We start from the raw sequence: 24,195 nt of genomic DNA, 5'->3' as shown, positions 1-24,195 counted from the left end.
ATTGAATATGGGAGTTTAGGAGATAAATATGTAAAATAATTTCCAGGGAAATTGTTTGTATTTTTGTTGTCTTTTAAACTTATTAGTTAAGAACAATAGTAAAGTCTGAATAACCTTTAGTTTACTGTGTGCTGTCACAGTTTTTTTATGCGCTTTTTTAGGCTGTTAGTGGACTATGTTCATTGACAGTCTTTTTGCGTGGACTTTTAGTCTATAGAGGGCTATTAGAGATTAATTCATAAATTAATCTCTTTAGCAGCTAGATTGTCCTGTAGAAGATAACTAGGTTCTTAACTATAATTTAATTTTTAGAAGTAATGGAGCGTGATATATATGGCAGTACTATTTAGTTGCAGTAAAGTTAAAAAGGAGTTTGGAGAAACAACTATTTTAAAGGATATAAATTTTGAGGTAGTAGAAGGGGACAGATTAGCCTTAGTAGGAATAAATGGAGCAGGAAAAACTACCATGGCTAATATCATATATGGAACTTTAGGTTTAGATGGGGGAAGTATTCTTTGGTATAAAAAAGATGTGGAGATTGGATATTTGCATCAACAGGGGAATTATTCCCATAGAACCTTTGAAGGTAGGGAAGAAATTTTAAGTCCCAAGGACAGCAGGGGCGAAAAACTTGGAGAAGGTAGCTTCAACTATAGTGAAGAAGTAGTGAGTTTTAAAGAAGACTTTTATCAAATATCTAGTGAACTAGGAATGGAAAAGGTGAGTCAGTGGGAAGAAAATAGACTTTCTAACTTAAGCGGTGGAGAGAAAATGAAGATTGCCTTAGCTAGTATATGGGCATTAAATCCAGATTTTCTTATTCTTGATGAGCCTACTAATCATCTGGATTATGGTGGAGTACAATGGCTTATTCAGGAGCTTAGAAAGTACAGAGGAACTATTTTAATCATATCCCATGACAGATACTTCCTTGATAAAACAGTAAATAAAATTGTTGAAATAAAGGATGGAACAGCAGAAATCTATAAGGGAAATTACAGTTTTTATAGAGAAGAAAAAAAGAGAAGGTATGAAAATCAGCTTCATCAATATCAAGTGCAAGAGGAAACAAAGGAGAAAATCAGAGAAGAGATTGACAGGCTTGGTAATTGGTCAGACAAGGCTCATAGAGATTCAAGGAAAAAGCAACAGTTAGGACTTGGAAAGAAGGAATACTTTAGAAAAAAAGCTAAGAAAAAGGATAAGCAGATAAAGTCTAAAATTAAAAGACTTGAAAAAATAGAGGTAACTGGAGTTGAAAAACCAAAGGAAGATAAAAAAATAAACTTTGGATTTCAGGAGGCTAGTCTAAAAGGGAAAAGAATACTAGAGGGTAAGTCCATGGAAAAGGCTTATGGAAACAGAGTTCTTTTTAGCGATAGTTCCTTCTACGTAAAAAGAGGGGAAAGAGTAGGTATTTTCGGAGATAATGGTTGTGGTAAGACTACCTTCTTAAAGATTTTACTAGGGGAAGACACTCTAGATAAGGGGGAAGTTTTCATAAGTTCTTCAGTACAAAAGGGGTATTTAAGCCAAGAGACCCTTGATGTAGACAAAACCATGAAGGTAATAGATTTATTCAATTTTGCATCAAGAGAAGAGCAAGGAAAAATAAGAATACTTTTAGCTAATATGGGTTTTGATGAAAAAATGATAAATAAACCTGTTGGAACATTAAGTCTTGGAGAGCTTACCAGAGTTCGAATGACAAAGTTAATTTTAAACAATGAAGAGCTGTTAATTCTAGATGAGCCATTAAATCATTTAGATATTTATAGCAGAGAAAAGCTTGAGGAGGCTTTACTAGATTACAATGGAACTATTCTTGTGGTATCTCATGATAGATATATGTTACAAAACCTTTGTGATGTACTTCTAGTGTTTAAGGATAAGAAAATAGTTAGAGTTAATGGAAGTGCCAAGGAATACCTAGAAGGGTTAGATCAGGGAGCACAGCACAGTTTCACCCTAGGAATAAACAAGGAAAAGCAGGAAGCTATGGTTATTGATGAGAGAAAAATAAAAGAGGAAAAACTTCTTATTGAAAATGAGATAGCCTTTGTTTTGGGAGAGTTTTCAAAATATGCTATGGGGTCTAGGGAATATGAAGAGCTAGATATGAGATTTAATCAGCTAATAAAACAGAAAAAGGAACTTAGTTCTACTTAAATATTTAACTAACAATAGAATATGAGTAGGACATGAATTTCATTCATGCTGAATAAATTAAACTTTCACCAAGGAAGCCTATAACTTCGGAACAATTTATTTGTTAATAAAAAATGTTATGTAAAACTAAGCGGATTAATTTAGTTATAATAATATAAAAATCCTAGGAAAGGAATTACCCCTACCTAGGATTATTTTTATGATATTTCTTTTCTATATACATTTTTTTATCAGCTAAATCAAGAAGTTCCTCCACTGATAAGTTAGTGGTACCAGTGAACTCAATTACTCCATGACTTGTAACTACTTTATAAGGCTTAATGCCTAAGTTGTTGATTTCTAAAAATTTGGCCTGAATTTTACACCATAGAGCTTCTGATTCCTTCTCAGTTTTATCAGGAAGTAAAATAATAAATTCGTCTCCACCAAATCTAAAAATACTTCCCTCATTACTTAGGGTTTCTTTGATAACTGAACAAACCTTATTGATAAGGTAATCTCCTTCATTATGACCAAACTTATCATTAACTTCTTTAAGACCATCAATATCTATAAAGCATATGGAAGAAATTCTAGAAGAGTCTTTTGAGCTAATAAGGGTTCTAAGAGCTTCCACTCCGGTTCTTCTATTAAGCACACCAGTGAGCACATCAGTTGAGGCATGAGATAATAATTCGTTCTCCATTTCCTTAAGTGTAGTTATATCTGTCACATTAGTAAGCACACACTTCTCGCCCATGTATTCAATAATTTCATAGTTTGCAATAACCCACTTTTTAGCTCCGGAAGAAGTTTGGTGTTCAACAATGTAGTTCTCGGCTTTGATGTTGTTATCTAGTTTGTTAAGTATAATTTTTCTATCAGCCTTATCTGTATATAGATCATAAACATAAATTTGATGAAAATCTTCCTTAGAATAATCATAAAACTCAGAGCATTTATCATTAGCAATAAGAATTTTTCCATCCTCATATCGTGCTATAAACATAGGTAGAGGGTTTAAATTAAATACTTTTCTAAAGTTACCTTCACTTTGGGATAACTGATTTTTAGTAATAAGTTCTTTAACCCTATATCTATATAAAGAGTAACAAAATACTAAAGAGCCTACCATCATAGCCGTTGAATTTATTTCCTTTGATATTAAACTATAAGGATCATGGCTCATAAATGTAAGCCCTATTAAAAACAAAATATGGTTTATGGTAAAGGTAAAAATCATAAATAAAGGCTCAATAGGAAAAAGAACTGCTAATACAAGAATAGCAACTATATAGGCATCTATATTACCAGTAAGCCTTTGACTGTTTAACGAAGCTAATGCAGAAATGAGCAAGGTAAAAAAGATATAGCTTCTTACAATTAACATGGAGAATCTTATCCCCCAACGATGAGCTAATAATTGTTTGTAAAAAACCAGAAATAATATAGAGCTAATAACACTTATGATATGAATTGAGAATAAGTTTACTTTAAAAATCTTATCTTCAACACCAATAAAAATCACGCAATCTGCATAAAAATAAAGTAAGGCTACAACTAACAGTGATAAAGAAAGGATTCTTATGTGCTGCAAACCTAAGGTACAGTTTATATTTTCAATTTCTTTTTTATAGTTTGACACATTGTACATATTTAAATTAATCTTCAACTTATTAAATAATTTCCCCATAAATGTGAACCGTCCCTTTAACCAAACTAGACTTATTATAACACAGGAATATGCTGTAAATACGTTTTAAAATTGCAATATGCAAAGTTTACTTGTATATTTCTACAATATTTAAAATAATAATGTATTAATAATATAGATTTGAGTTGCTAGAAAAGTGTGAAAAATGGTAGCTAAATATTAAAACGTAAAATATTGTAGAATAATCTAATAAAATGAATATTTGATGCAGTTTTTGTTAATTTATGGTATAATGTATATAATTTTATTTATATTTTTAAGTTGCAGAATTTTAGAATGTGTTATTAAGCTTTTAGATATTAGAGAGTTATCCGTGAAATTTTACATTAGGTACAAATTCTAAAACTTAAATAATATAGATGCTGAGCTTTTTAGGAAATAATTAATGATATATATAAGTTGTAATATTACTTATGAGTTATAAGATAGTTTTAAGAAGCTTATATTAAAGAGAATAAAAATAGAGCTACATATATTTATAAAGTGCCTTTAGTGCATTCTATAAATTAGTTTTTGTAAATTTTCTAGTGAACCTAGATTTAAATAATTACTGGAGGGGAGTATTTTGAAAATTAATAAAAGAGACATTCTAGTTATAGCTATACCAATAGTAATTGCAGCCATAGCATATGGGTTTTTACCACCACAAATCCCAAGACAATTTGGATTTGATGGTAAAGTAAATTCCTACATGAATAAAGAATTTATTTTTCTACTAGCATTACTGCCTTATGCGGTATTTAAGTCATATGAAATAAAACATAGAAAATAAAAATATAAGTAAAAATTAATTTTGGGGTGGGATTTATGATTAAGGGGATATTATTTGATTCTGGCAGAACCTTAAATGTGCCAGCAACAGGACATTGGTTTATAACACCAAACTTTCACAAAATCTTAGGAACTAAAGAAGAGGATGCTGAAGTGCCCAGCTTTGAAGTAGCAATGGATAAAGCTTATGCCTATGTTGATTCAGTTAAAGTAGTTAAAGATGAAATAGAGGAATATGCTCTGTTTAAAGAGTTTTATACAATTCTTTTAAAGGAATCAAACTATGAGAAAATTTCAGAGGACATAATTCATAGCTTAACTAAAGATAATGTACAAAATGATGAGAAGTTCTTATTCTTTGAAGATGTAGAACCAATGTTAAAGAAATTAAGTGAGAATTACCTGTTAGGTATAGTATCAGATACCTGGCCATCCTTAGAGAGAGTTTTTATAAATAAGAATTTACGGGAGCATTTTAAAACCTTTATAATGTCCTCTGTTTATGGTTCTTACAAGTCAGAAAAACTGCTATTTAAACTAGCCGTGGAGGAGCTTGGTATATCACCTAATGAAGCTGTGTTTATTGATGATAGTGAAAGTAACTTAGTGGCGGCTGAAGAGTTTGGAATGATTCCAGTACTTATTGATAGATATGAGGATTATTCTATAGAAAGTAAGTATCCAATAATAAGATCCTTATATGAATTAGAAGAAGTACTTAAGAGCTTTGAGGGTAAGTAGGAAATTTTTAATCTCTATAGGTTTAGTTAATGATTTTCAAGTAAATAGTTAATTTTTTTAAGTGCTATAGGGTTCCATGATAGAATTTTAACTTATTCATCATGATAAACCCTTAAGGGAACCAGTGTAGGACTCCTGTATAAGTTAAGTTTTAACTCTGGATCCCTATATTTTAAAATGAGCAATGTGACTTAAAGATAAATTTAAAGTCATGTCAATTAAAACATGGCTAAAGAAAGGAGGATAGGATTTATGAAGACTCTAGAAACTAATAGACTAATTCTTAGGCAATGGGAATTAGAGGATTTGGAAGATTTTTATGAGTATGCAAGAAATCCAGAAGTTGGACCTAATGCAGGATGGAAACCTCATGAAAATAAAGATTTTACACTAACCATACTTAAAAGTTTCATAGAAAAAAAGGAAGTATGGGCCATAGTAGATAAAGAAAGTGGGAAGGTCATTGGCTCCTTAGGACATCATGATGACTCAAAGAGAAGAGGAATGAATAGCAAAATGATAGGCTATGTACTATCAAAGGATTATTGGGGCCAAGGTCTTATGGTGGAAGCCGTAAAAAGAGTTTTGCAGTATTTATTTACTGAAACAGAAGTAAAGGTGGTTTCCTGCTATCACTATCCTTTTAATCTACGTTCTAAAAGAGTTATTGAAAAGAGTGGTTTTAAATTTGAAGGAATCTTAAGAAAAGCAAGTACTCATTTTAGTGGAGAAACTTATGATGATTATTGTTATTCTATCTTAAGGGAAGAATTCATATAATAAAATGATATTCATGTAAAAATATGGGGAGGAAAATTATGTGGACTAGAGCAGATTTAAAAGACAGGGCAAAGCAGGTGCTGAAGCTTTCATATTGGAAGGCATTTATAGTTAGCTTAGTCATTGCTATTGTGGTTGGAGGAGACAGCAGCTATAAGATGAAATCAAACTTTAAGTCAAGATTTGATGGAAGAGATTTCAGTAATTTTGGAGACTTTGGTACAGACTTTAATGGAGACTTCAACTTTAATATGGATTTTGACAGCAATATAATGGCTATAATTGCTATTATTTTAGGTGTTGGACTTATCGTTTTCTTAGTTATGTTAGCTTTAAGAGTGTTTCTTGGAGCACCACTTGAGGTTGGGGGAAGACGTTACTTTGTGCAAGGGGCACAAAATAATGCTGACATGAATAATATCGGCTATGCTTTTAATAGTGAAAGATATAAAGGAATAGTGCTAACCATGTTATGGAGAGGTTTCCTTAACTTCTTATGGTTCTTACTGCTTATAATTCCGGGAATTATAAAGGCTTATGCTTATAGAATGGTACCTTATATTTTAGCTGATAATCCTAATATCGGATATAAACGTGCAGTAGAACTAAGTGTACAAATGACTGATGGTGAAAAGTTTAATATATTTGTATTTGATCTTTCATTTTTAGGTTGGTACCTATTAGGTGCATTAGCTTTTGGACTAGGTGGTTTATTTGTTAATCCATATAAAGATGCTACAGAAGCAGAGTTATATTTAGTACTAAGACAAAATGCTTTAAATAAAGGGCTTTGCAATTATGATGAACTTTTTATAAATGATAGATTAATGTAGAAAAATTATACCCATAGGGAAAGGTAAATGCCTTTTTCCTATGGGTATTTCTTATTTATATTAAAAATGCAGACTTTTGCTTAAAAGAGCTCTAATAAAGGTTTTTAAATGTGTGAATAAATGCCATTATCTCAAGTTACAGGGGAATTTCCACTAAGGTAGCAACTTTCATAAATATTGAACAAAAGCCTCTTAGGCATCATAGCATATATAAGATAAAACTATAAAGATTTAAAAACAATGCTAAAAAATAAAGAGGTGATGAAAAGTATGGAAGATTATGATAGGGCTTTTTCTAAGGTAATTTATAGGGAAGCAGGGGAACCTGTTAATGAGAATGTACTTACTGTAGAAGAGGGTAAACAACTGCTTTATGGCGAAGACTATGAAACCTATTTTGCTGAATACATTGGTGACTTTGCTAGAAAAGTTAATGCTACAGATTATGCTCGTGCTTTTTTGATAAATGCTTTTTTTACAGTTATTTTTGTAAGAAAAGGAACTTTGAGTCAACTTCTTAAGGAGTTTCCTGAGATAACAAACATAGAAAGAAGCTTTCCATATACTTTATTAAATTTGGAGAAAAGTGATGAGACCCCTGACTTAACTGCTATAAGCAAAGGAAATGTTCCTTTGGATGGTTCAGGAGTTGTAGTAGGATTAATTGGTACAGGGATAGATTACTTAAATCCAAGATTTATGGATAAGCAAGGGAAGACTAGAATCATATCCATTTGGGATCAAAGTATAAGCGTCGGACCAGTTCCTAAAAGCTTCCTTTATGGTACTGAATATAATAGAGAAGAAATAGACAGAGCAATACTAGCGAGCCAGATAGGGCAAAATCCCTATGATATAGTGAGGCATAAGGATGAAGTTGGTTATGGCACCACTATAGCTAATATAATAGGGGGAAGAAAGCTTAATGGTGATGATTTGGTAGAAAGTGTTGCACCAAACTGCGAATTTATCGTAGTAAAACTGAAGGAGTCTCGGATGATAAATAAAATTCATTGGGGGTTAGAGGATTATAAAGGACTCATGTATGATAGTGTTGATATAGCTGCTTCAGGAAGGTATTTAAATCAAATGCAGCAACTGATAAATAAACCACTAGTTATGTTTTTATCCATAGGAACTAATCTTGGAGCTCATGATGGAAGTACTCTAGGAGAGCGGTATGTTGACTTTTTTACACAAAGAAGGACATTTTCAGTGGTGACAAGCACGGCAAATCAGGGGGCAAGTCCTATCTGTTTTAAAGTTACTCTCTCAGATAAGGATTTAGAAAAGGAAATATCAATAAATGTAGATGAGAATCAAAGAAATATATTTTTCTCCATATATTATTCTATACCAGATAAAGTTTCTATTGGAATTACATCACCTACAGGAGAAACTATATCTAACATTCCCCTTGAACCTATTAATGGTGAAGAGGTAACTGTTGAGCTAGGAGGCACTTCGATTTTTGTTCAGTATTTTTTAGAAGGAAGAATAACAGGAACCCAGGAGTTTAATTTTGTAATGAGAAATGTGGTAGGTGGGGTATGGAAAATAAAAGTAAAAAAGAGGTATTCCGTTTATGGAACGGTAAATATTTGGCTTCAGCAAAAGGAATTCTCTGTAGGTAGTACAGGACTTGTGGAGTCTACCCCCTATACAACTCTAATGACACCAGCCACAGCAAACAACATAATAGTTACATCTTCTTATGATGAAGCAGCAAATACTATAATGAAGGACTCAGGAAGAGGCTTCACAGCAGATAATAGAATAATTCCAACTATATCATTACCAGGCAAAAATGTATTATCTGTAGATTTAAATAATAATCCAATTGTAGTTAGTGGTTCAGCAGTATCTGGAGCAATTTTAACTGGCGTAGTGGCTCTTTTATATCAATGGGGTATAGTAGAAATGAATGATTTAAGTTTATATGCTGCTAAAATAAAAAGTTATCTTATTCAAGGAGCTATAAGAGAACGGGGGAAAACTTACCCAAATGAAGAAGTAGGCTTTGGTGTTTTAAGCATTGAAAAATGTTTCAGCAATTAACAGAAAGACATAAGGAATGTAATTATGAAAGGGTTACAGAAAAAGCACCTATTTATATTAGCATACCTTGGGAAATTTATAAGAATGCAAAGAAATAAATATTGGATTATTTAAATGGAGTTTTCCTAATTAGAGGAAAACTCCAGTTTTTTATTTCTAAATAGATAATAATTTTATTGTATAGACTATAGCACTCATATAACTTTCAAGTTGATACCAAATTTAAAAAAATAGAATATATAATTACTTTGTTTTTCTAAATTTCAACGGAGTTTTTCCATAAGTTTTTTTGAACATTTTAGAAAAGTTTGCTGAGTAATTATAGCCAACTTTACTAGCTATGTCCTCTACACTTAAATCTGTTGTAGATAAAAGATTAGCTGCAACAGTCATTTTAATATGATTGATATACTCACCAATGGACATATGATAATGCTTTGAAAAGCCTGCTTTTAATTTTTGTTCATTTAAAAATACTATCTTACTTAAAGCAGTAATATTAGGAGGACTTACATAATTCTTTTCTAAAATATCATGAGCCTTTTGAATAGCATTTATATCAGAAGAAGTTAGTTTGATTATTCTGTTTGTACCAATATTAATATTTCCATAATTAATTTGATTTGTAAAAGCATTTTCAGGAGATTTAGTTACTTCATTTATTAAAATACCTAGACACTCCAAAATCTTACTCTCCAGATAGAGGCTGTTTAAAGAATTTTCATGAGCTAAACTTTGGAGGTCATGAATAACTTCAACGATTTTTAAGGGAAGATAGATATAGGTATAATTTTTAATAAAGGTTTCAAAATCTATGATATTTGCAAAGTTAGGTTTTATAACCTCAGTAAAGTATCTTTCATAAATAGTTATTTCTGTTCCATGAAAATGTTGCCCCTTTTTCCAATGCTGTTCACCTTTTAAATCCTTTTCAACAACAAAAAAAGAAGAGGGAGTAAAAGAGGATACTGGACTATTTTCAAGCTTAAACTCAGTAATGCCTTTATAAACTAAGCCAAAACGTACTAAATGTTCAGGGTTATTAAAAGAAATAGAAAAGTTTTTAGGTATGGTATAGTCTGCAATACCTAAATTGTAGTAACCCTCTCGTGAGTAATTAATGAAATAACCTAGTTCAGGTGTTTTTTTATTTGTATATAAAGTGTAGTTTTCATTTTCATATTTACTAAAGGATAATGCATTTAAAACTGCTGCTTTGAACTCTTCACTAGATTTTACTATCATAAAGCCCCTCCTTATAATGAACAATATTATATAAAGAATTTAATTCTTATTCAAGAGAATAATTTAATCAGATGTAAAAATAATTAAATTAGATGCTACTATTGATATGATAATGATTATCATATACAATTACTTTCAATGAGAGATATTAAGAATCAATATCAATTAGCTGTTTATAGGGAGCTAGATTTAATACTTAACTTATACATGAGCCCTATCCTAGTTAAATTGAAGGCATATTAGGGTGAATAAAATTCATAGGGAATAAATTGAAATTTCATCATGGAACCCTTTAACCAGTAGAAGAGTTATTTGTAAAAAACAATATGTAAAGCACATATTGCTGTAAGTTTCTAGGTACATAAATTTAATTAAATTATTTTGAAAGGAAGATAAATAATGAGAAAAAGAGGAATATTAAAAACAATAATAGCTACTTGCTTAGCGTCAATTATGCTTGTAGGCTGTGGAAATACTAGTGCAGTAAAAGAAGAAAGCAAAACAGTGACAGTAACAGATGTTAGAGGGCAGGTTGAAATTCCAGCAAGTCCTAAAATGATTGTTGATTTAAGTGGAAATAGTGATATTTTATCAATTCTAGGATATAAGGTAGCAGGAACTGCCAATAGTGATGCCTATGATTACACAAAGTTCCCTACATATTTAGAAGACACATTAAAAGGTGCGAAAATATTAGGATACAACATGCAGGATACCATGGATGTTGAAGCAATAATGGGTTTAGAGCCAGACTTAATTGTAATATCAACAGTACAAGAAAAAATGTATGATCAATTAAAGGAAATTGCCCCAACGGTAATGGTTAAATTAGAAGCTTTAAATTGGAAAGAAGATGTTAAGTCATTAGCAAAAGTATTTAATAAAGAGGAAACAGCAAACAAGTGGCTAGCAGATTATGAGAAAAAAGCAAAGGAAGTTGGAGAAAAAGTTAAAAAGGCTAAAGGTAATGATACAACTTACTTATCCTTCTTAGCTAGTGGCGGTCAATTTTACGTGTTTGATGGAGCTGGATTTGGTAATGTTTTATATCAAGACATGGGACTAAAGAAACCAGAAGGAATGCCAGCACAAAGTGATATAAGTTTACCAGTGGTAACTTATGAGGGACTTGCGTCAATAAAAGCAGATTATATATTTGTAGTTGCAACAGATGAAGATTTAAAGCCACTAGAAGCTAATGCAATATGGAATAGCTTACCTGCAGTAAAAGAAGGAAAGGTTATTAAGTTACCTGCTTCACCATATTTTACACAAGGATATAGTTCAATTGGAAGACAAGTACTTTTAGATGAAATTGTGGAGATGTTAAATGAAAAAAAATAATAGAAATACAATAACTTTTATAGTTTGTAGTATTTTTGTTCTGATAAGTGGGTTATTTCTAGCTATAAGTCTAGGAGTAACCCATATTGGGATTTCAGAAATCTTTAATAGTATTTTTAATTATAGTGAGACCTTGGAACTTATGTTAATTAGAGACGTACGTATTCCTAGAGCTCTTAGTGTACTTTTCACTGGAGGAATTTTAGGGGTTGCGGGAGCTATGATTCAAGGAGTTACAAGGAATCCTATAGCAGAACCTTCTCTTCTTGGAGTAAGCCAAGGAGCTACTTTGGTTATAGCAATATTTTATGCTGTAGGAGTTTCCATCAATACTACAAATGTTATGTTAGCTTCATTGCTTGGAGCAATCTTTAGTGGATTTATAGTTATGGGCTTTACTTCAAGAAAGTCAAATAATAGATCTATTGCAAAGATACTTTTATCAGGTACTGCTATGAGCACCTTCTTTATTTCATTGACAACTATTGTAGGGCTTCTATCAAATAAATCTCAATTTATTGCCTTTTGGGTTTCAGGAGGTTTTAGAAATACCACTTGGGAAGATTTTAAACTGGTTGCTCTAATTGGAAGCTTAGGTTTAATAATTGCTATTTTGTTATCGAAGAAAATAAATCTTCTAAGCCTAGGAGATGATGTAGCAATCAGCCTTGGAGAAAAGCCAGAAAGAATAAGATTAATAACTTTTCTTGTGATGATACCAATGTGTGCGGCAGCAGTTGCAGTTGGTAAAAATATAGGCTTTGTTGGGCTTATAGTTCCTCAAATAGTAAGAAAGATTTTTGGAGAAGACTACAGAAAGAATATACCATTATCCTTTTTATTAGGGGCTGTTCTTTTAACCTATTCGGACATAGCTGCAAGAATGGTTTATGCGCCTTATGAAACTCCCATTGGAATATTCACTGCCTTAATAGGAGTTCCATTCTTTATAGCTGTAGCAAGAAGGGAGAGGGGGTAGTATGAAAAGAAAAAGGCTTAAGATAATAACCGTAGTATTAGCTATTTTAGTACTAGTATCGCTAATTACTTATTTATCTTGGGGAACTTACAAAATCTCTCCAATAGATAGTATAAAAACTCTATTAGGGCAGGGTACAAAGCTTCAAAATGCAGCAATTCTAAACCTTAGACTTCCAAGAATGCTAGTTGGTATTTCTGTGGCCATAGCCCTATCTACTGCAGGAGCCCTTTTACAGACTATAACAAAGAATGAACTAGCGGATTCAGGAATAATTGGAATCAATGCTGGAGCAGCAGTTGCGGCAGTTATATTTATTTCATTTAAGACTGTAAATTACTATACAGCTCTGGGCACTCTATCCGTTTATGTGCTACCTTTTATTGCTATTATAGGTGCTGGAGTATCAGCCTTTGTAATTTACTTTTTATCTAGCAGAACTGGAGTTAAGCCAAAGAGGCTGCTTCTTATAGGTCTTGGTCTAAATGCAGGATTAAATGCTTTTATTACCTTCTTTACCTTTAGAAGTGGAGTTGGAGATTATAATAGAGTATTAACTTGGACCTCAGGTAGTCTTTGGGGAGCAGGGTGGAGCTATGCAAAAATAATTATTCCGTTAGTTGTACTAATGTTTGTTATTGTGTTATTGAATCATAAAAAGCTGGATGTTCTTAATTTATCTGATGAACATGGAACTGCCCTTGGATTAAACTTAAACAAAGAAAGAAAAAGGTTTTTACTTTATGCAGTGGTTCTTGCTGGTGGGGCTACAGCTTTTGCAGGAAACATTGGATTCATTGGATTAATCTGCCCTCATATAGCAAGAAAGCTAGTAGGGCCTTATCATAAAAACTTTTTAAAGGTATCTGCAGTTATAAGCATAGTTATAGTTTTGCTTGCAGATGCGATTTCAAGAAACTTATTTTCTCCAATTGAAATACCTGTAGGAATTACAATTTCTATTCTTGGAGTACCATATTTTATTTATTTAATGATGAAGGAGAAATAAATGGAAGCTATTAGCGTAAAGAATTTATCAGTGGCTTATGAAGATAACCTCATAATAGATAATATGAACCTTTCCATTCCAAAGGGGAAGATAAACATAATTATTGGAGCAAATGGATGCGGAAAGTCAACTCTTCTGAAAACCATAGCAAGGGTAATAAAGCCCTTAGGTGGAGATATCTTTGTAAATGAGAAAAATATAAAAATTCAAAAGGAAAAGAGCTTGGCAACTCAAGTGGCATTTTTACCTCAAGGACCTGTCTGTCCAAGTGGAATTACGGTTAAGGAATTAGTTGCCTTTGGAAGGTTTCCGCATCAAAAACTTATAGGAGGTCTCAATGCCCATGACAAGGAAATCATTGATTGGGCAATAGAGGAAACGGGTCTTAAGGATTTTGCGAATAGGGAAATTGAAAATTTATCTGGGGGACAACGCCAAAGGGCTTGGATTGCCATGACCCTTGCTCAAGAAACAGACATAATTATGCTAGATGAACCAACCACTTATTTAGATATGTCTTATCAACTTGAAGTGCTACAGGTGCTAGAGAAATTAAACAAAGAAAAAAATATTACTATAGTTATGGTATTGCATGAACTAAATAATGCTTGTAGATTTGCTAGTAATATAATTGGACTTAAAAAAGGGAAAATCATATGCCAGGGTGCTCCAAAGGAGGCTATTACTAAAGAGAACTTAAAAGAGATTTATGGAATCGATGGTAAACTCCAATTAAGTGAAAATAAAGCCTATCCTATTTGCGTAGATTATGAGCTTATAAGGGGATAAAATGAAAAATAAAAACTTTATTATAGTAGTCATTGGACAGATAATATCTTTATTTGGAAATGCAATTCAAAGGTTTTGTATGTCTTTGTATATATTAGACTTAACAGGTAGTGCTGCTGTTTTTTCAACTATACTTGCAATTTCAACTATTCCCTACATATTATTTGCCCCAATTGCTGGACTATTAGCTGATACAGTAAATAGAAAAAAGATAATGGTTTGCTTAGATTTTTTCAGTGCTGCTTTACTTGGGGCGTACTCAATAATACTAATCAATGGAAGGGACAATACCCTGATAGTAGGAAGTGTCATGTTCATCCTATCTATTATTTATACTTTATATAGTCCCTCAGTTACAGCCTCTATTCCTCAAATCGTTAAAAAAGAAAAGTTAGCCTCAGCAAATGGCATAATTCAGCAAGTTGGATCAATAGTGAACTTAGTTGGGCCAATAGCTGCGGGATTATTATATAGCCTTGTTGATATAAAGGTAATAGTAATAATAAATGCTCTTAGCTTTTTACTTTCAGCTATCTTAGAACTATTCTTACGTATTCCAGATTTAGAAGTAAAAGAGAAATTTAAGAATCCTATTTTACAATCCTTTAAAGAGATGAAAAGGAGCTTTATATACTTAAAAGAAAAGAAGAAAATAGTACTTGGAATCATAGTATCCTATGGATTAACTAATATCTTTGTAGTTCCAATTTTAACTGTGGTATCGCCCTATTTTATTAAGTTAAAACTAAACATGTCTGCCTCTATCTATGGCTTTGTAGAAGCAGTATTTGTTTTAGGCATGATATTAGGAGGATTACTAATAACCTTTAAACCTAAACTTTTCAAAATGAAAAACATAGATAAAACTATGTATCCTATGGTAATAGCTATTATGGCTATGGGCATAGCTACCTATTTAACTAGGTCAAATAAGTTTTTTGCCTTAGGACTATATTCCATAGGAGGGCTTGGAATAATGTTATCCTTAGCCCTATCTAACACAGTATCTTTAACCTATATTCAGCAGCAAGTAAAGGAAGACATGCTTGGAAAGGTAAGTGCCTTCTCTACTGCTATTGCAACAGCAAGTGTTGCACCTGGTCAGCTAATATATGGACAACTTATAGAAATAAACTTAAGCCTTTATATCATTTTAGCTTTAAGTTTTATTTTAAGTGTGGGAGTAGTTAGATTTGTAAAATGGAACGTTAGAGAAATATAAATTAAGCTATTAGGTGAATAAAAAACTTGCTACATCAAAGCACCGTACCCGTGCTGGGCAACTTCCCTTTCGTGAAGATGTCAGCTTTCAAACTTTCAAAATGTTGTTAAAGTAGATACATAAAATTTCTAATAGAAAAAATTCTTATCTTCAAGTATAATATTATTGTTTTGAATTTTAATTGGAACCTTGTACTTAAAGTTAAGGCTATAATCAATAAATTGAAATGTATTTATTATAGATAGGAGCTTTTAGGTTCAATGTTGAAGAAAATTTAGGTTTTATAAAAGAAATAACTAAATAATAACTGATAGTGTAATTCACTTATATTATAAGAGTTTATTTATATAAAAAGAGAAGATAGGGGGATAACAAATGAGTATTTTAACAGTTAAGAACATAAGCCATGGCTTTGGAGATAGAGCAATATTTGAAGATGTTTCCTTTAGATTATTAAAGGGGGAGCACGTTGGACTAATTGGAGCTAACGGAGAGGGTAAGTCTACCTTCATGAACATTATCACAAGCAAGCTTATGCCAGATGAAGGGCAAGTTATTTGGTCAAACAATGTAAGAGTAGGTTACATGGACCAGCATGCAGTTCTTGAAAAAGGTATGACAATTAGAGAAGTTTTAAGAGGTGCTTTTAAGTATCTATTTGATGCTGAAGCTGAAATGAATGAACTTTATGGAAAAATGGGAGAGGTAACTCCTGAAGAACTTGAGAAGATGCTTGAAAGAACAGCAGTAATTCAAGATATGCTTGACCATAATGGATTTTACGTTATTGATGCTAAGATTGAAGAAACAGCTAAAGGCTTAGGTATTTTAGATGTAGGATTAGATAAAGATGTTACAGATTTAAGTGGAGGACAAAGAACTAAAGTTTTACTTGCAAAGCTTCTTCTTGAAACTCCAGATATATTACTTCTAGATGAGCCTACAAACTACTTAGATGAGGCTCATATTGAGTGGCTTAAGAGATTTTTAAATGCTTACGAGAATGCTTTCATATTAATATCCCATGATATACCTTTCTTAAATTCAGTAATTAACTTAATATATCATGTAGAAAATAGACAGCTTACAAGATATGTTGGAAACTATGAAGAGTTTGAAAGAATATATGAAGTTAAGAAAAAACAGCTAGAAATTGCCTATGATAGACAGCAAGCAGAAATTGCAAGACTTGAGGACTTCGTTGCTAGAAACAAAGCTAATGTTGCAACAGCTAACATGGCTAAGTCTAGACAAAAGAAGCTAGATAAAATAGATAGAATCGAGCTTTCAAAAGAAAAGCCAAAACCAACCTTTAACTTTAAGCCAGCAAGAGCTTCAGGAAAGATGATATTTGAAACTAAGGATTTAGTTATAGGATATGATAGTCCACTTACAAAACCTCTTAACCTTTACATGGAAAGAGGTCAAAAGATTGCCCTTGTAGGTTCAAATGGTCTTGGGAAAACTACACTACTTAAGAGTTTAATGGGTCAAATAAAACCAATAAGCGGAGAAGTAGAACTTGGAGATTACCAACACATTGGATACTTCGAGCAAGAAAGCAGAGAAGGAAACAATAACACTTGTATTGATGAATTCTGGAAAGAGTTTCCTGGATATACTCAATACGAAGTTCGTGCAGCGCTAGCTAAGTGTGGTCTTACTACTAAGCATATTGAAAGCATGGTAATGGTGCTTTCTGGAGGAGAAGCTGCAAAGGTTAGACTTGCAAAACTTATAAACAATGAAACAAACATCTTAATACTTGACGAGCCTACTAACCACTTAGATGTAGATGCAAAAGATGAACTAAAAAGAGCATTAAAAGAATATAAAGGATCAATACTAATCGTTTGCCACGAACCAGAATTCTATAGAGATGTAGTAACTGAAGTGTGGAACTGTGAAGATTGGACAACTAAAATAGTATAGTATAATTAAGAAACCCCTTAAAGCTAATAGCTTTAAGGGGTTTCTATTATAAATCATAAGATAATTATATAAACTATAAAGTACTTTATAATATAGAAAAATGTGGAAGAGGTAATCATAAAATGGTAAGATAGTTTAGAGAATATTAACAAAATTGAAATAGCTAGAAGCAATGGGGGTTAACTATGAATACTGAAGGTTTATCAGCTAGTTTATATAAATTACCGTTCATATTAGTGAAAGATGGAATAGTAAATGAGGTTAATCAGCAATTTATTAATATGACGGAGTTTACCTGCGATGATTTATTAAGTAAAAGTATAGAAGATTTATTTAAAATCTTGAGAGCTGGTCCTAATATCAATCCTTATAGTATTTGTGGGGAGAAGGACTATTTTATTTTCACCAAATCCCTTGATGTGAGGATGGTTAATATTGAGGTTGTAGAAGAAAGAAATGAAAAATTATTTTTCTTTAAGTTGCAGCCTGGATCAAGTATTGATGCTAAATATCCATTCATAAGCAAGTTTTGCTCAGATAATTATGATGGGGTTGCGATATTTAGCTTGCCGGATATAACGCTACTTAAGGCTAATGAAACCTTCGTCAGTTTCTTTGATGAGCCCTTCAATAAATTAGAAAATTGTATTGGAAAACGAGTTTCTGAATTTGTAACTGGTTTTGAAGGAAGTACCTCAGAAAAGATATGGGAAGATATTGTTGAAACTGGACAAACTTTTTATACCGATGAATATATGTTTGATAGGTTTGAAAGAGGTATCACCTATTGGAAAAGTACTATTACCCCAATTTATGAAGAAGGTAAGTTAAAGTACTGCGTTGAAGTGACTAAGGATATAACAGAGCAGGTACTGCAAAGAAGGAAGATAGAGGAGCAGGCAGAAATTATAAGGCTGCAAAACGAAAAGCTGAAATGGCAGGCGGATTTATTGAACCTTTCTTCTGAGGTTATATGCACATGGAAATTAGATGGTGAAATTACTTCTTGGAACAAGGGCGCAGAACAATTATATGGCTACAGCAGTGAAGAAGCCTTAGGAAGTATCTGTCATGAACTTCTTAAGACTAAATACCCATTGGATATTAATGAATTACAGTTGATTTTGAAGGATAATGAAATTTGGAGGGGAGTAATTGAGCATGCCTGTAAGGATGGCAGAAAGCTTATAGTTTCTACTAGTCACCAAATAGTTACAAATGATAATGCAGAGAAAATTGTCGTTGAGATAAATCGAGATATAACTGAAATTGCCAGAGCAGAAGAACAGATAAAACAGCAGAAGAATGAACTTGAGGAAATCATTCAAGGTATAGACGATGCAATTTTTATTTATGATTCCAATAAAAGGTTCTATCTAGTTAATAAGGCTGCAAAAGAGCTTTATAAAGACCATGAATTTAGTAACTTTCAAAATTTGAGAAATAAAGATCCATTTAAATACTATGATGAAAACGGTAATGAGATAACTGCTGATAACTTAATTGTTTCAAGGGTTTCAAGGGGGGAAGTTGTCACTAACTATAAGATGACCTTTAAAAATGACTTAGAAACCAAACACATGAGTGTTAATGGAAGACCTATTTATGACAAGGAAGGTAATTTAAAGTTTATTGTTTTAAGCTGCCGAAATATAACAAAGGATATTGAAACACAAAGATCTTTGGAGCAGCAGAAGAAGCTGCTTGAGACCATAATTGACACCATGCAGGAGTCCCTTTACGTTGTTGACAGGGATGGTAATTACATAACCTCTAATAAGCTATCAAAAGAAAGGTTATTAACAGTGTTTGAGACAATTGAACAAAGCTTTAATTTATCTGAGATATATGACTCAAATGGAAAGAGACTAACAATTGAAGAGCTACCAGCATATAGTGTTTTTCGTGGTGAAACAATAAAAAATGAGGTTTATCATTATATATTTAATGAAAGGGAAATAGATATTGTTACTAGCGGAACCCCCATTTTCGATGAGCAAGGAAATATAAGGTATGCGGTTATAAGCACCAGAGATATAAGTAATATTATTCAAAGTGAGAAAGCATTAAAGCAAGCACAAGAAAAGCTTTTAGCTACGGAGCTTGAAAAGAATAAAGCCCTTGAGCAAACACTGGAAATCAAGGACGAATTTCTATCCCTAATTTCACATGAGTTTAGAACTCCTCTTAATGTAATAAATACTGCTATTCAGGCTATAAATTATTTTTGCATAAATGATTTACCTGAGAAGGCTAAGAAGTATTTGGATATGATAAAACTTAATACCTTCAGGCAGTTAAGACTGGTAAATAATCTACTTGATATTACAAGAGCTGATGCTGGGAGAATTAAAATAAACAAAAAAAATCTAGACATAGTTTTTATAACTAAGGCAATAACAGAATCAGTACAAACCTATGCTTCTCAAAAAGAAATAGCAGTAGAATTTACCTCTGCATTTACGGAAAGAGTTATAGGAATAGATGATGAAAAATACGAGAGAATACTTCTAAATCTGCTTTCCAATGCTATAAAATTTACGCCAAAGGGTAAGTCAATAATTGTAAAGATTAGTCTAAGGAAGAACAACATATGTATTCAAGTACAGGATGAAGGAATTGGAATACCTAAGGATAAGAAAAATATTATCTTCGAGAGATTTGGGCAGGTAGATAGTTCTTTATCAAGACAGGCTGAAGGAACTGGTATAGGCTTATCCCTAGTAAAAAGATTTGTTGAAGGATTAGGAGGAAGCATTTCTGTTAAAAGCACTGTGGGAAAGGGGAGTACGTTTACTATTCTTCTTCCAGATGAAGTTGTCATTGAAGAAGATAATAATGAAATGATAAATTTAATGGATAACCGTCTTGTACAGGTGACAAATGTAGAGTTTTCAGATATATATTTATGAAGAAGTTAGATGAGAAGAAATTCTATTATTATTTTCAATTTACATTACAATATGGTTTAGGCATAATGTTTATTTTCCAAATTTATAGAACAAAAAAATCAGGGTAAAATAAGCTTGAAGTTAAAAAATGAAGAAGTATTGTATAAGGTTGAAGAAGGCTATTGATTTGAATTTAAAGTGCCAAAAGGTACAGAAATTGAGATGAGAGATTTAAATGAATTAGGAAAATATCATAAATGTTAAAAACCCAGCAACATTATCTGCTAATATTGTTGCTGGGTTTACTTTAGCAATATTTTAAGACTAAAACCATACTTTATCCTATATGTTAATTTTATTTTTAAAGAAATGTAAAAACTCTTCTAATGTGCCTATTTCAAATTGTGTATTTTGTTTAATACAAGTTACTGATTTTGCTTTAGTCTTATCACCGAAAATAATTAGATTCTTATGTAAAACAAAATAATTAACATCAGTATAGCTTACTGTTATGTAAGCACTCATCGTCATTTCATTTTCATCATTTTCAATAGTAAAATAAGTATCATAAAAGCGCAGTTTGTTAATACTAAGAACTTCCTTATTGTTGCCAAAGAATTTTTTTGAAAAAAGTTTCATTTGAATTTTATTAAAATTAATAGCGGTTACTGAAAAAACTATTAAGCAAATCAAACAAAATATCATGAATGGTAGTCTAGAGAAATCTCCAAGCAGACAATCCTGCAAATCTATAATTAAAGATATTGAAATAATAAACATCCCAATTATAGTAGCAATTTTAAGCGTTAAATATTGTTTTTTACGTGAAACTAAGAATAGTTGTACAATATCAGATAAATCAATTTTCGAAGTAACTTGAAATTTTATATTCTCGTTCATATTGTGCCCCCCTAATTTTAATTACATTGTATAAATAAGATCATTATCAATTTTTGATGTCAAATAATCAATTAATTTATCATAATCTCTTACACCAAGTTCTCGTTTAGGAATTAATATGAATTCAACTGGATTATTTAGCATGATGAATAAATTATTTTTTTCATCATGTATCTCTTTTATTTTACAATAGTTATATTGTAAACAATAATATTTTTCTTTACTATTAGATTTTAATATGAATTTTTCTTGTTCGAATGTAATCTGAATACTTTGATGAGCAGCACTATATTTTTTGCTATAAAAATAATTCCGAATTAAAAAAATATTCCATACTAAAATATAAAGTAGTAATAATATAATTAAAATAAAACTAAAGATCATTTTATTTTTTACATATAATACGCTCATATACATCATTATAAGTGAAAAAATGGTTTGAACTACTCTTACTGCAATGATATTACTTTTATAAAGCTTTTTACAAATGAATTGTGTTAATTCAAATGTATCCTTTGAATTATAGGTTATTTCGATAGAAATCATAATCCCTCCTAAGACTATTTTAGAATGTTTATCTATTTATATAGTACCACTTATTGGTATTGATGTAAATAAATACACCTCTTATAATATATAAGAGGTGTATTTTTATAACTTATTTTTCAGATGAAATTAATGTGCAAAAATTTCCTTTAACATTAATGCATAAACACCGAGACTTGCACCGAAACCTGCCACTATAGGGGCCAAATACACAACTGCTGCAACCACGATTACTGAAATACATGCTATTACTAAACCAGTCAGTACTCCCTTTCCTATCTTTCCCCAATCAACGTCTTTAAATCTGTTACCAGTGACCCCTGCTAAATCTCCATTTGTAGGATATGAAGGGAGTTTATTATATTCTGATACAGGAATATTGGTAAGTATAGGTATAGTAACAAAATCCATTCCTTTTCTTCTTTCAAGTGTTACTATTAACCTTTGATAACCAGTTATATTTTGATATTTAATTGAGGCTTCTAGTGTTATTTCTGTTATAGTTACATTTTCTTTTACCGTGTTTTTTATTGAGTAAGAAATATTATCATTTATTTCATTAGTCATACATAGACTATTTAGTGTTAGTGCTAACTCTGTTTTCGTAAATGGTATCTTAACTTTAGCTGTTGATAACTGATTTATTAATTGTTGAGATATTTTTTCAGGTCCATCTGAGATTTTAATATGATTAGCAGCCCCATTATGTGGCAACTTAGCATTAAGAGCAAGTTCAGCTTCTACCTTTATTCTTGGAGATAATCCTAAATCTGCAATTAATACTTTTTTATCACCCTGAAGACTAAGTCCTAATCCTTTAAATAAACCTGCATTACTAGCATATTTGTAAAATTCACTATAATCAGTAGTTCCCGATCCATCAGTAGGTGCTCCAAAGTACTTTAATATTTGATTTGCTATAGCAGCTGCAAAGGCATCTTGATTATTCCTTAATAAAGATGCATCACTAGAATCACTTATAAATGCAGTTTCAACAAGTATTGCAGGCATATTAGTTAATCTTAAAACAGCAAAATCGGCAGTCTTATGGCCTCTGTTTGGAATTCCAAGTGAATTACTTACAGCACCCGCAACATTTCTAGATAATTCTATATTTTTTGCATCTGTATTAGGATAAGTGTAACATTCTGTTCCTCGAGCACTACCAGAAAAAGAATTAGCATGAACAGATACAAATAGTGAGGCACCCCAATTATTTGCTTGTTGAGCTCTATTTTCTAAACCTACATAATTATCACTAGTTCTTGAGTATGCAACAGATATGCCATTTAATGTTAATATATTACCAACTTTCTTTGAGATAGATAAAACTACATCTTTTTCATTTAATCCGTTTCCTATTGCGCCTGGGTCACTACCACCATGTCCTGGGTCTATAAATACCTTTCTTGCTCCAGTTACTGGTGGTAATATTGGATCCCCTCCATCGGAACCTGTTGAACTACCAGACACTATTTCTACTTGAATTGCTTCTATTGCTTGCCCAAATATTCCAGCATAATCCTCAAGTCCAATTACCCAAGGTAGCCATCTTCCACCTACATATGCTCTATACTTAACAGTATATCCAGATAAACCACTTACCTGCATTTGTATTCCATCCGCATTTTTGCTAAGAGAACCAGCATAATCACTTCTATCAGTTACCCAAGGTAGCCAATCTCCTCCTTGAGTATGTGTTCTATATTTAATACTTCCACTACTTAGGTTTGCATATACCCCTTGTATTGCTTGTCCGTATATTCCAGCATAGTCACTTAAATTTGTTACATTTGGTAGCCATTTACCTCCTGAATATACTTGGTAGGTTACATCAATAGCTCCACCACTTGAACCTGTTGAGCTACCAGATACTATTTCTACTTGAATTGCCTCTATTGCTTGTCCAAATATTCCAGCATAATCCTCTAATCCAATTACCCAAGGTAGCCATCTTCCTCCTACATATGCTCTATACTTAACAGTATATCCAGATAAACCACTTACCTGCATTTGTATTCCATCCGCATTTTTGCTAAGAGAACCAGCATAATCACTTCTATCAGTTACCCAAGGTAGCCAATCTCCTCCTTGAGTATGTGTTCTGTATTTAATACTTCCACTACTTAGGTTTGCATATACCCCTTGTATTGCTTGTCCGTATATTCCAGCATAGTCACTTAAATTTGTTACATTTGGTAACCATTTCCCTCCTGAGTATACTTGGTAGGTTACATCAATATTAGCCATAATTAAATTCCTCCCTATTTTATATTTTAATTTCCTAATC

Annotated in this window: 18 protein-coding genes; 13 read left to right on the top strand and 5 right to left on the bottom strand. The window is 31.9% G+C overall.

Going from position 1 to position 24,195, the window contains the following annotated elements:
- Positions 1-333: 333 nt before the first annotated feature.
- Positions 334-2,172, top strand: coding sequence for a ribosomal protection-like ABC-F family protein (gene abc-f, locus J2Z44_RS14445; RefSeq protein WP_209649724.1), 1,839 nt, complete (start codon positions 334-336; stop codon positions 2,170-2,172).
- A gap of 181 nt (positions 2,173-2,353) precedes the next feature.
- Here abc-f and J2Z44_RS14440 read toward each other — a convergent pair whose 3' ends face one another.
- Positions 2,354-3,844, bottom strand: a complete 1,491-nt coding sequence (locus J2Z44_RS14440; protein ID WP_021285124.1) for a sensor domain-containing diguanylate cyclase — start codon at positions 3,842-3,844, stop codon at positions 2,354-2,356.
- Positions 3,845-4,430: 586 nt separating this feature from the next.
- Between J2Z44_RS14440 and J2Z44_RS14435 the strand changes: the two genes are divergently transcribed.
- From J2Z44_RS14435 to J2Z44_RS14415, 5 genes are all read left to right on the top strand, one after another.
- The gene (locus tag J2Z44_RS14435) at positions 4,431-4,637 is read left to right on the top strand and encodes a DUF1648 domain-containing protein (protein WP_021285125.1); all 207 of its coding nucleotides are present in this window, start codon (positions 4,431-4,433) and stop codon (positions 4,635-4,637) included.
- A gap of 35 nt (positions 4,638-4,672) precedes the next feature.
- On the top strand, positions 4,673-5,377 hold the full coding sequence (locus tag J2Z44_RS14430) for an HAD family hydrolase (protein ID WP_021285126.1): 705 nt from the start codon (positions 4,673-4,675) through the stop codon (positions 5,375-5,377).
- Positions 5,378-5,629: 252 nt separating this feature from the next.
- On the top strand, positions 5,630-6,157 hold the full coding sequence (locus J2Z44_RS14425) for a GNAT family N-acetyltransferase (protein ID WP_021285127.1): 528 nt from the start codon (positions 5,630-5,632) through the stop codon (positions 6,155-6,157).
- A gap of 38 nt (positions 6,158-6,195) precedes the next feature.
- Positions 6,196-6,990, top strand: a complete 795-nt coding sequence (locus J2Z44_RS14420) for a DUF975 family protein (RefSeq protein WP_021285128.1) — start codon at positions 6,196-6,198, stop codon at positions 6,988-6,990.
- A 270-nt stretch (positions 6,991-7,260) separates the two neighbouring features.
- The gene (locus J2Z44_RS14415) at positions 7,261-9,048 is read left to right on the top strand and encodes a S8 family peptidase (RefSeq protein ID WP_021285129.1); all 1,788 of its coding nucleotides are present in this window, start codon (positions 7,261-7,263) and stop codon (positions 9,046-9,048) included.
- Positions 9,049-9,291: 243 nt separating this feature from the next.
- Here the strand turns inward: J2Z44_RS14415 and J2Z44_RS14410 are convergent, their stop codons facing one another.
- A complete protein-coding gene (locus J2Z44_RS14410; protein WP_209649722.1) occupies positions 9,292-10,293 on the bottom strand; it encodes a helix-turn-helix domain-containing protein in 1,002 nt (333 codons plus the stop codon).
- 399 nt (positions 10,294-10,692) lie between these two features.
- On the opposite strand from J2Z44_RS14410, the gene J2Z44_RS14405 reads away from it, so the two are divergent.
- From J2Z44_RS14405 to J2Z44_RS14375, 7 genes are all read left to right on the top strand, one after another.
- Positions 10,693-11,637, top strand: a complete 945-nt coding sequence (locus J2Z44_RS14405; RefSeq protein WP_021285133.1) for an iron-hydroxamate ABC transporter substrate-binding protein — start codon at positions 10,693-10,695, stop codon at positions 11,635-11,637.
- The gene (locus J2Z44_RS14400) at positions 11,624-12,616 is read left to right on the top strand and encodes a FecCD family ABC transporter permease (RefSeq protein ID WP_021285134.1); all 993 of its coding nucleotides are present in this window, start codon (positions 11,624-11,626) and stop codon (positions 12,614-12,616) included. Before J2Z44_RS14405 ends, J2Z44_RS14400 begins: the two co-directional genes overlap by 14 nt.
- A gap of 1 nt (position 12,617) precedes the next feature.
- Complete coding sequence (locus J2Z44_RS14395; protein WP_021285135.1) at positions 12,618-13,625, top strand: FecCD family ABC transporter permease; 1,008 nt, start codon at positions 12,618-12,620, stop codon at positions 13,623-13,625.
- Entirely contained in the window at positions 13,626-14,414 is a 789-nt protein-coding gene (locus J2Z44_RS14390; protein WP_021285136.1) for an ABC transporter ATP-binding protein, read from the top strand. It begins immediately after the preceding gene.
- Between the two features lies 1 nt (position 14,415).
- The gene (locus tag J2Z44_RS14385) at positions 14,416-15,636 is read left to right on the top strand and encodes an MFS transporter (protein WP_021285137.1); all 1,221 of its coding nucleotides are present in this window, start codon (positions 14,416-14,418) and stop codon (positions 15,634-15,636) included.
- Positions 15,637-16,011: 375 nt separating this feature from the next.
- The gene (locus J2Z44_RS14380; RefSeq protein WP_021285138.1) at positions 16,012-17,568 is read left to right on the top strand and encodes an ABC-F family ATP-binding cassette domain-containing protein; all 1,557 of its coding nucleotides are present in this window, start codon (positions 16,012-16,014) and stop codon (positions 17,566-17,568) included.
- Positions 17,569-17,753: 185 nt separating this feature from the next.
- Positions 17,754-20,480, top strand: a complete 2,727-nt coding sequence (locus J2Z44_RS14375; RefSeq protein WP_021285139.1) for a PAS domain-containing sensor histidine kinase — start codon at positions 17,754-17,756, stop codon at positions 20,478-20,480.
- 321 nt (positions 20,481-20,801) lie between these two features.
- Here the strand turns inward: J2Z44_RS14375 and J2Z44_RS14370 are convergent, their stop codons facing one another.
- The 3 genes from J2Z44_RS14370 to J2Z44_RS14360 form a co-directional block, all read right to left on the bottom strand.
- Positions 20,802-21,359, bottom strand: a complete 558-nt coding sequence (locus tag J2Z44_RS14370; protein WP_021285140.1) for a hypothetical protein — start codon at positions 21,357-21,359, stop codon at positions 20,802-20,804.
- Between the two features lie 21 nt (positions 21,360-21,380).
- On the bottom strand, positions 21,381-21,905 hold the full coding sequence (locus J2Z44_RS14365) for a hypothetical protein (protein WP_209649720.1): 525 nt from the start codon (positions 21,903-21,905) through the stop codon (positions 21,381-21,383).
- Positions 21,906-22,034: 129 nt separating this feature from the next.
- Positions 22,035-24,155, bottom strand: coding sequence for an N-acetylmuramoyl-L-alanine amidase family protein (locus J2Z44_RS14360; RefSeq protein ID WP_209649718.1), 2,121 nt, complete (start codon positions 24,153-24,155; stop codon positions 22,035-22,037).
- Between the last annotated feature and the right edge of the window lie 40 nt (positions 24,156-24,195).

It is taken from the genome of Clostridium punense, assembly GCF_017874425.1.
GTDB lineage: Bacteria > Bacillota > Clostridia > Clostridiales > Clostridiaceae > Clostridium_J > Clostridium_J punense.
Note: the sequence above shows the minus strand (reverse complement) of the source record. Positions and strands in the feature narration are given on the sequence as shown.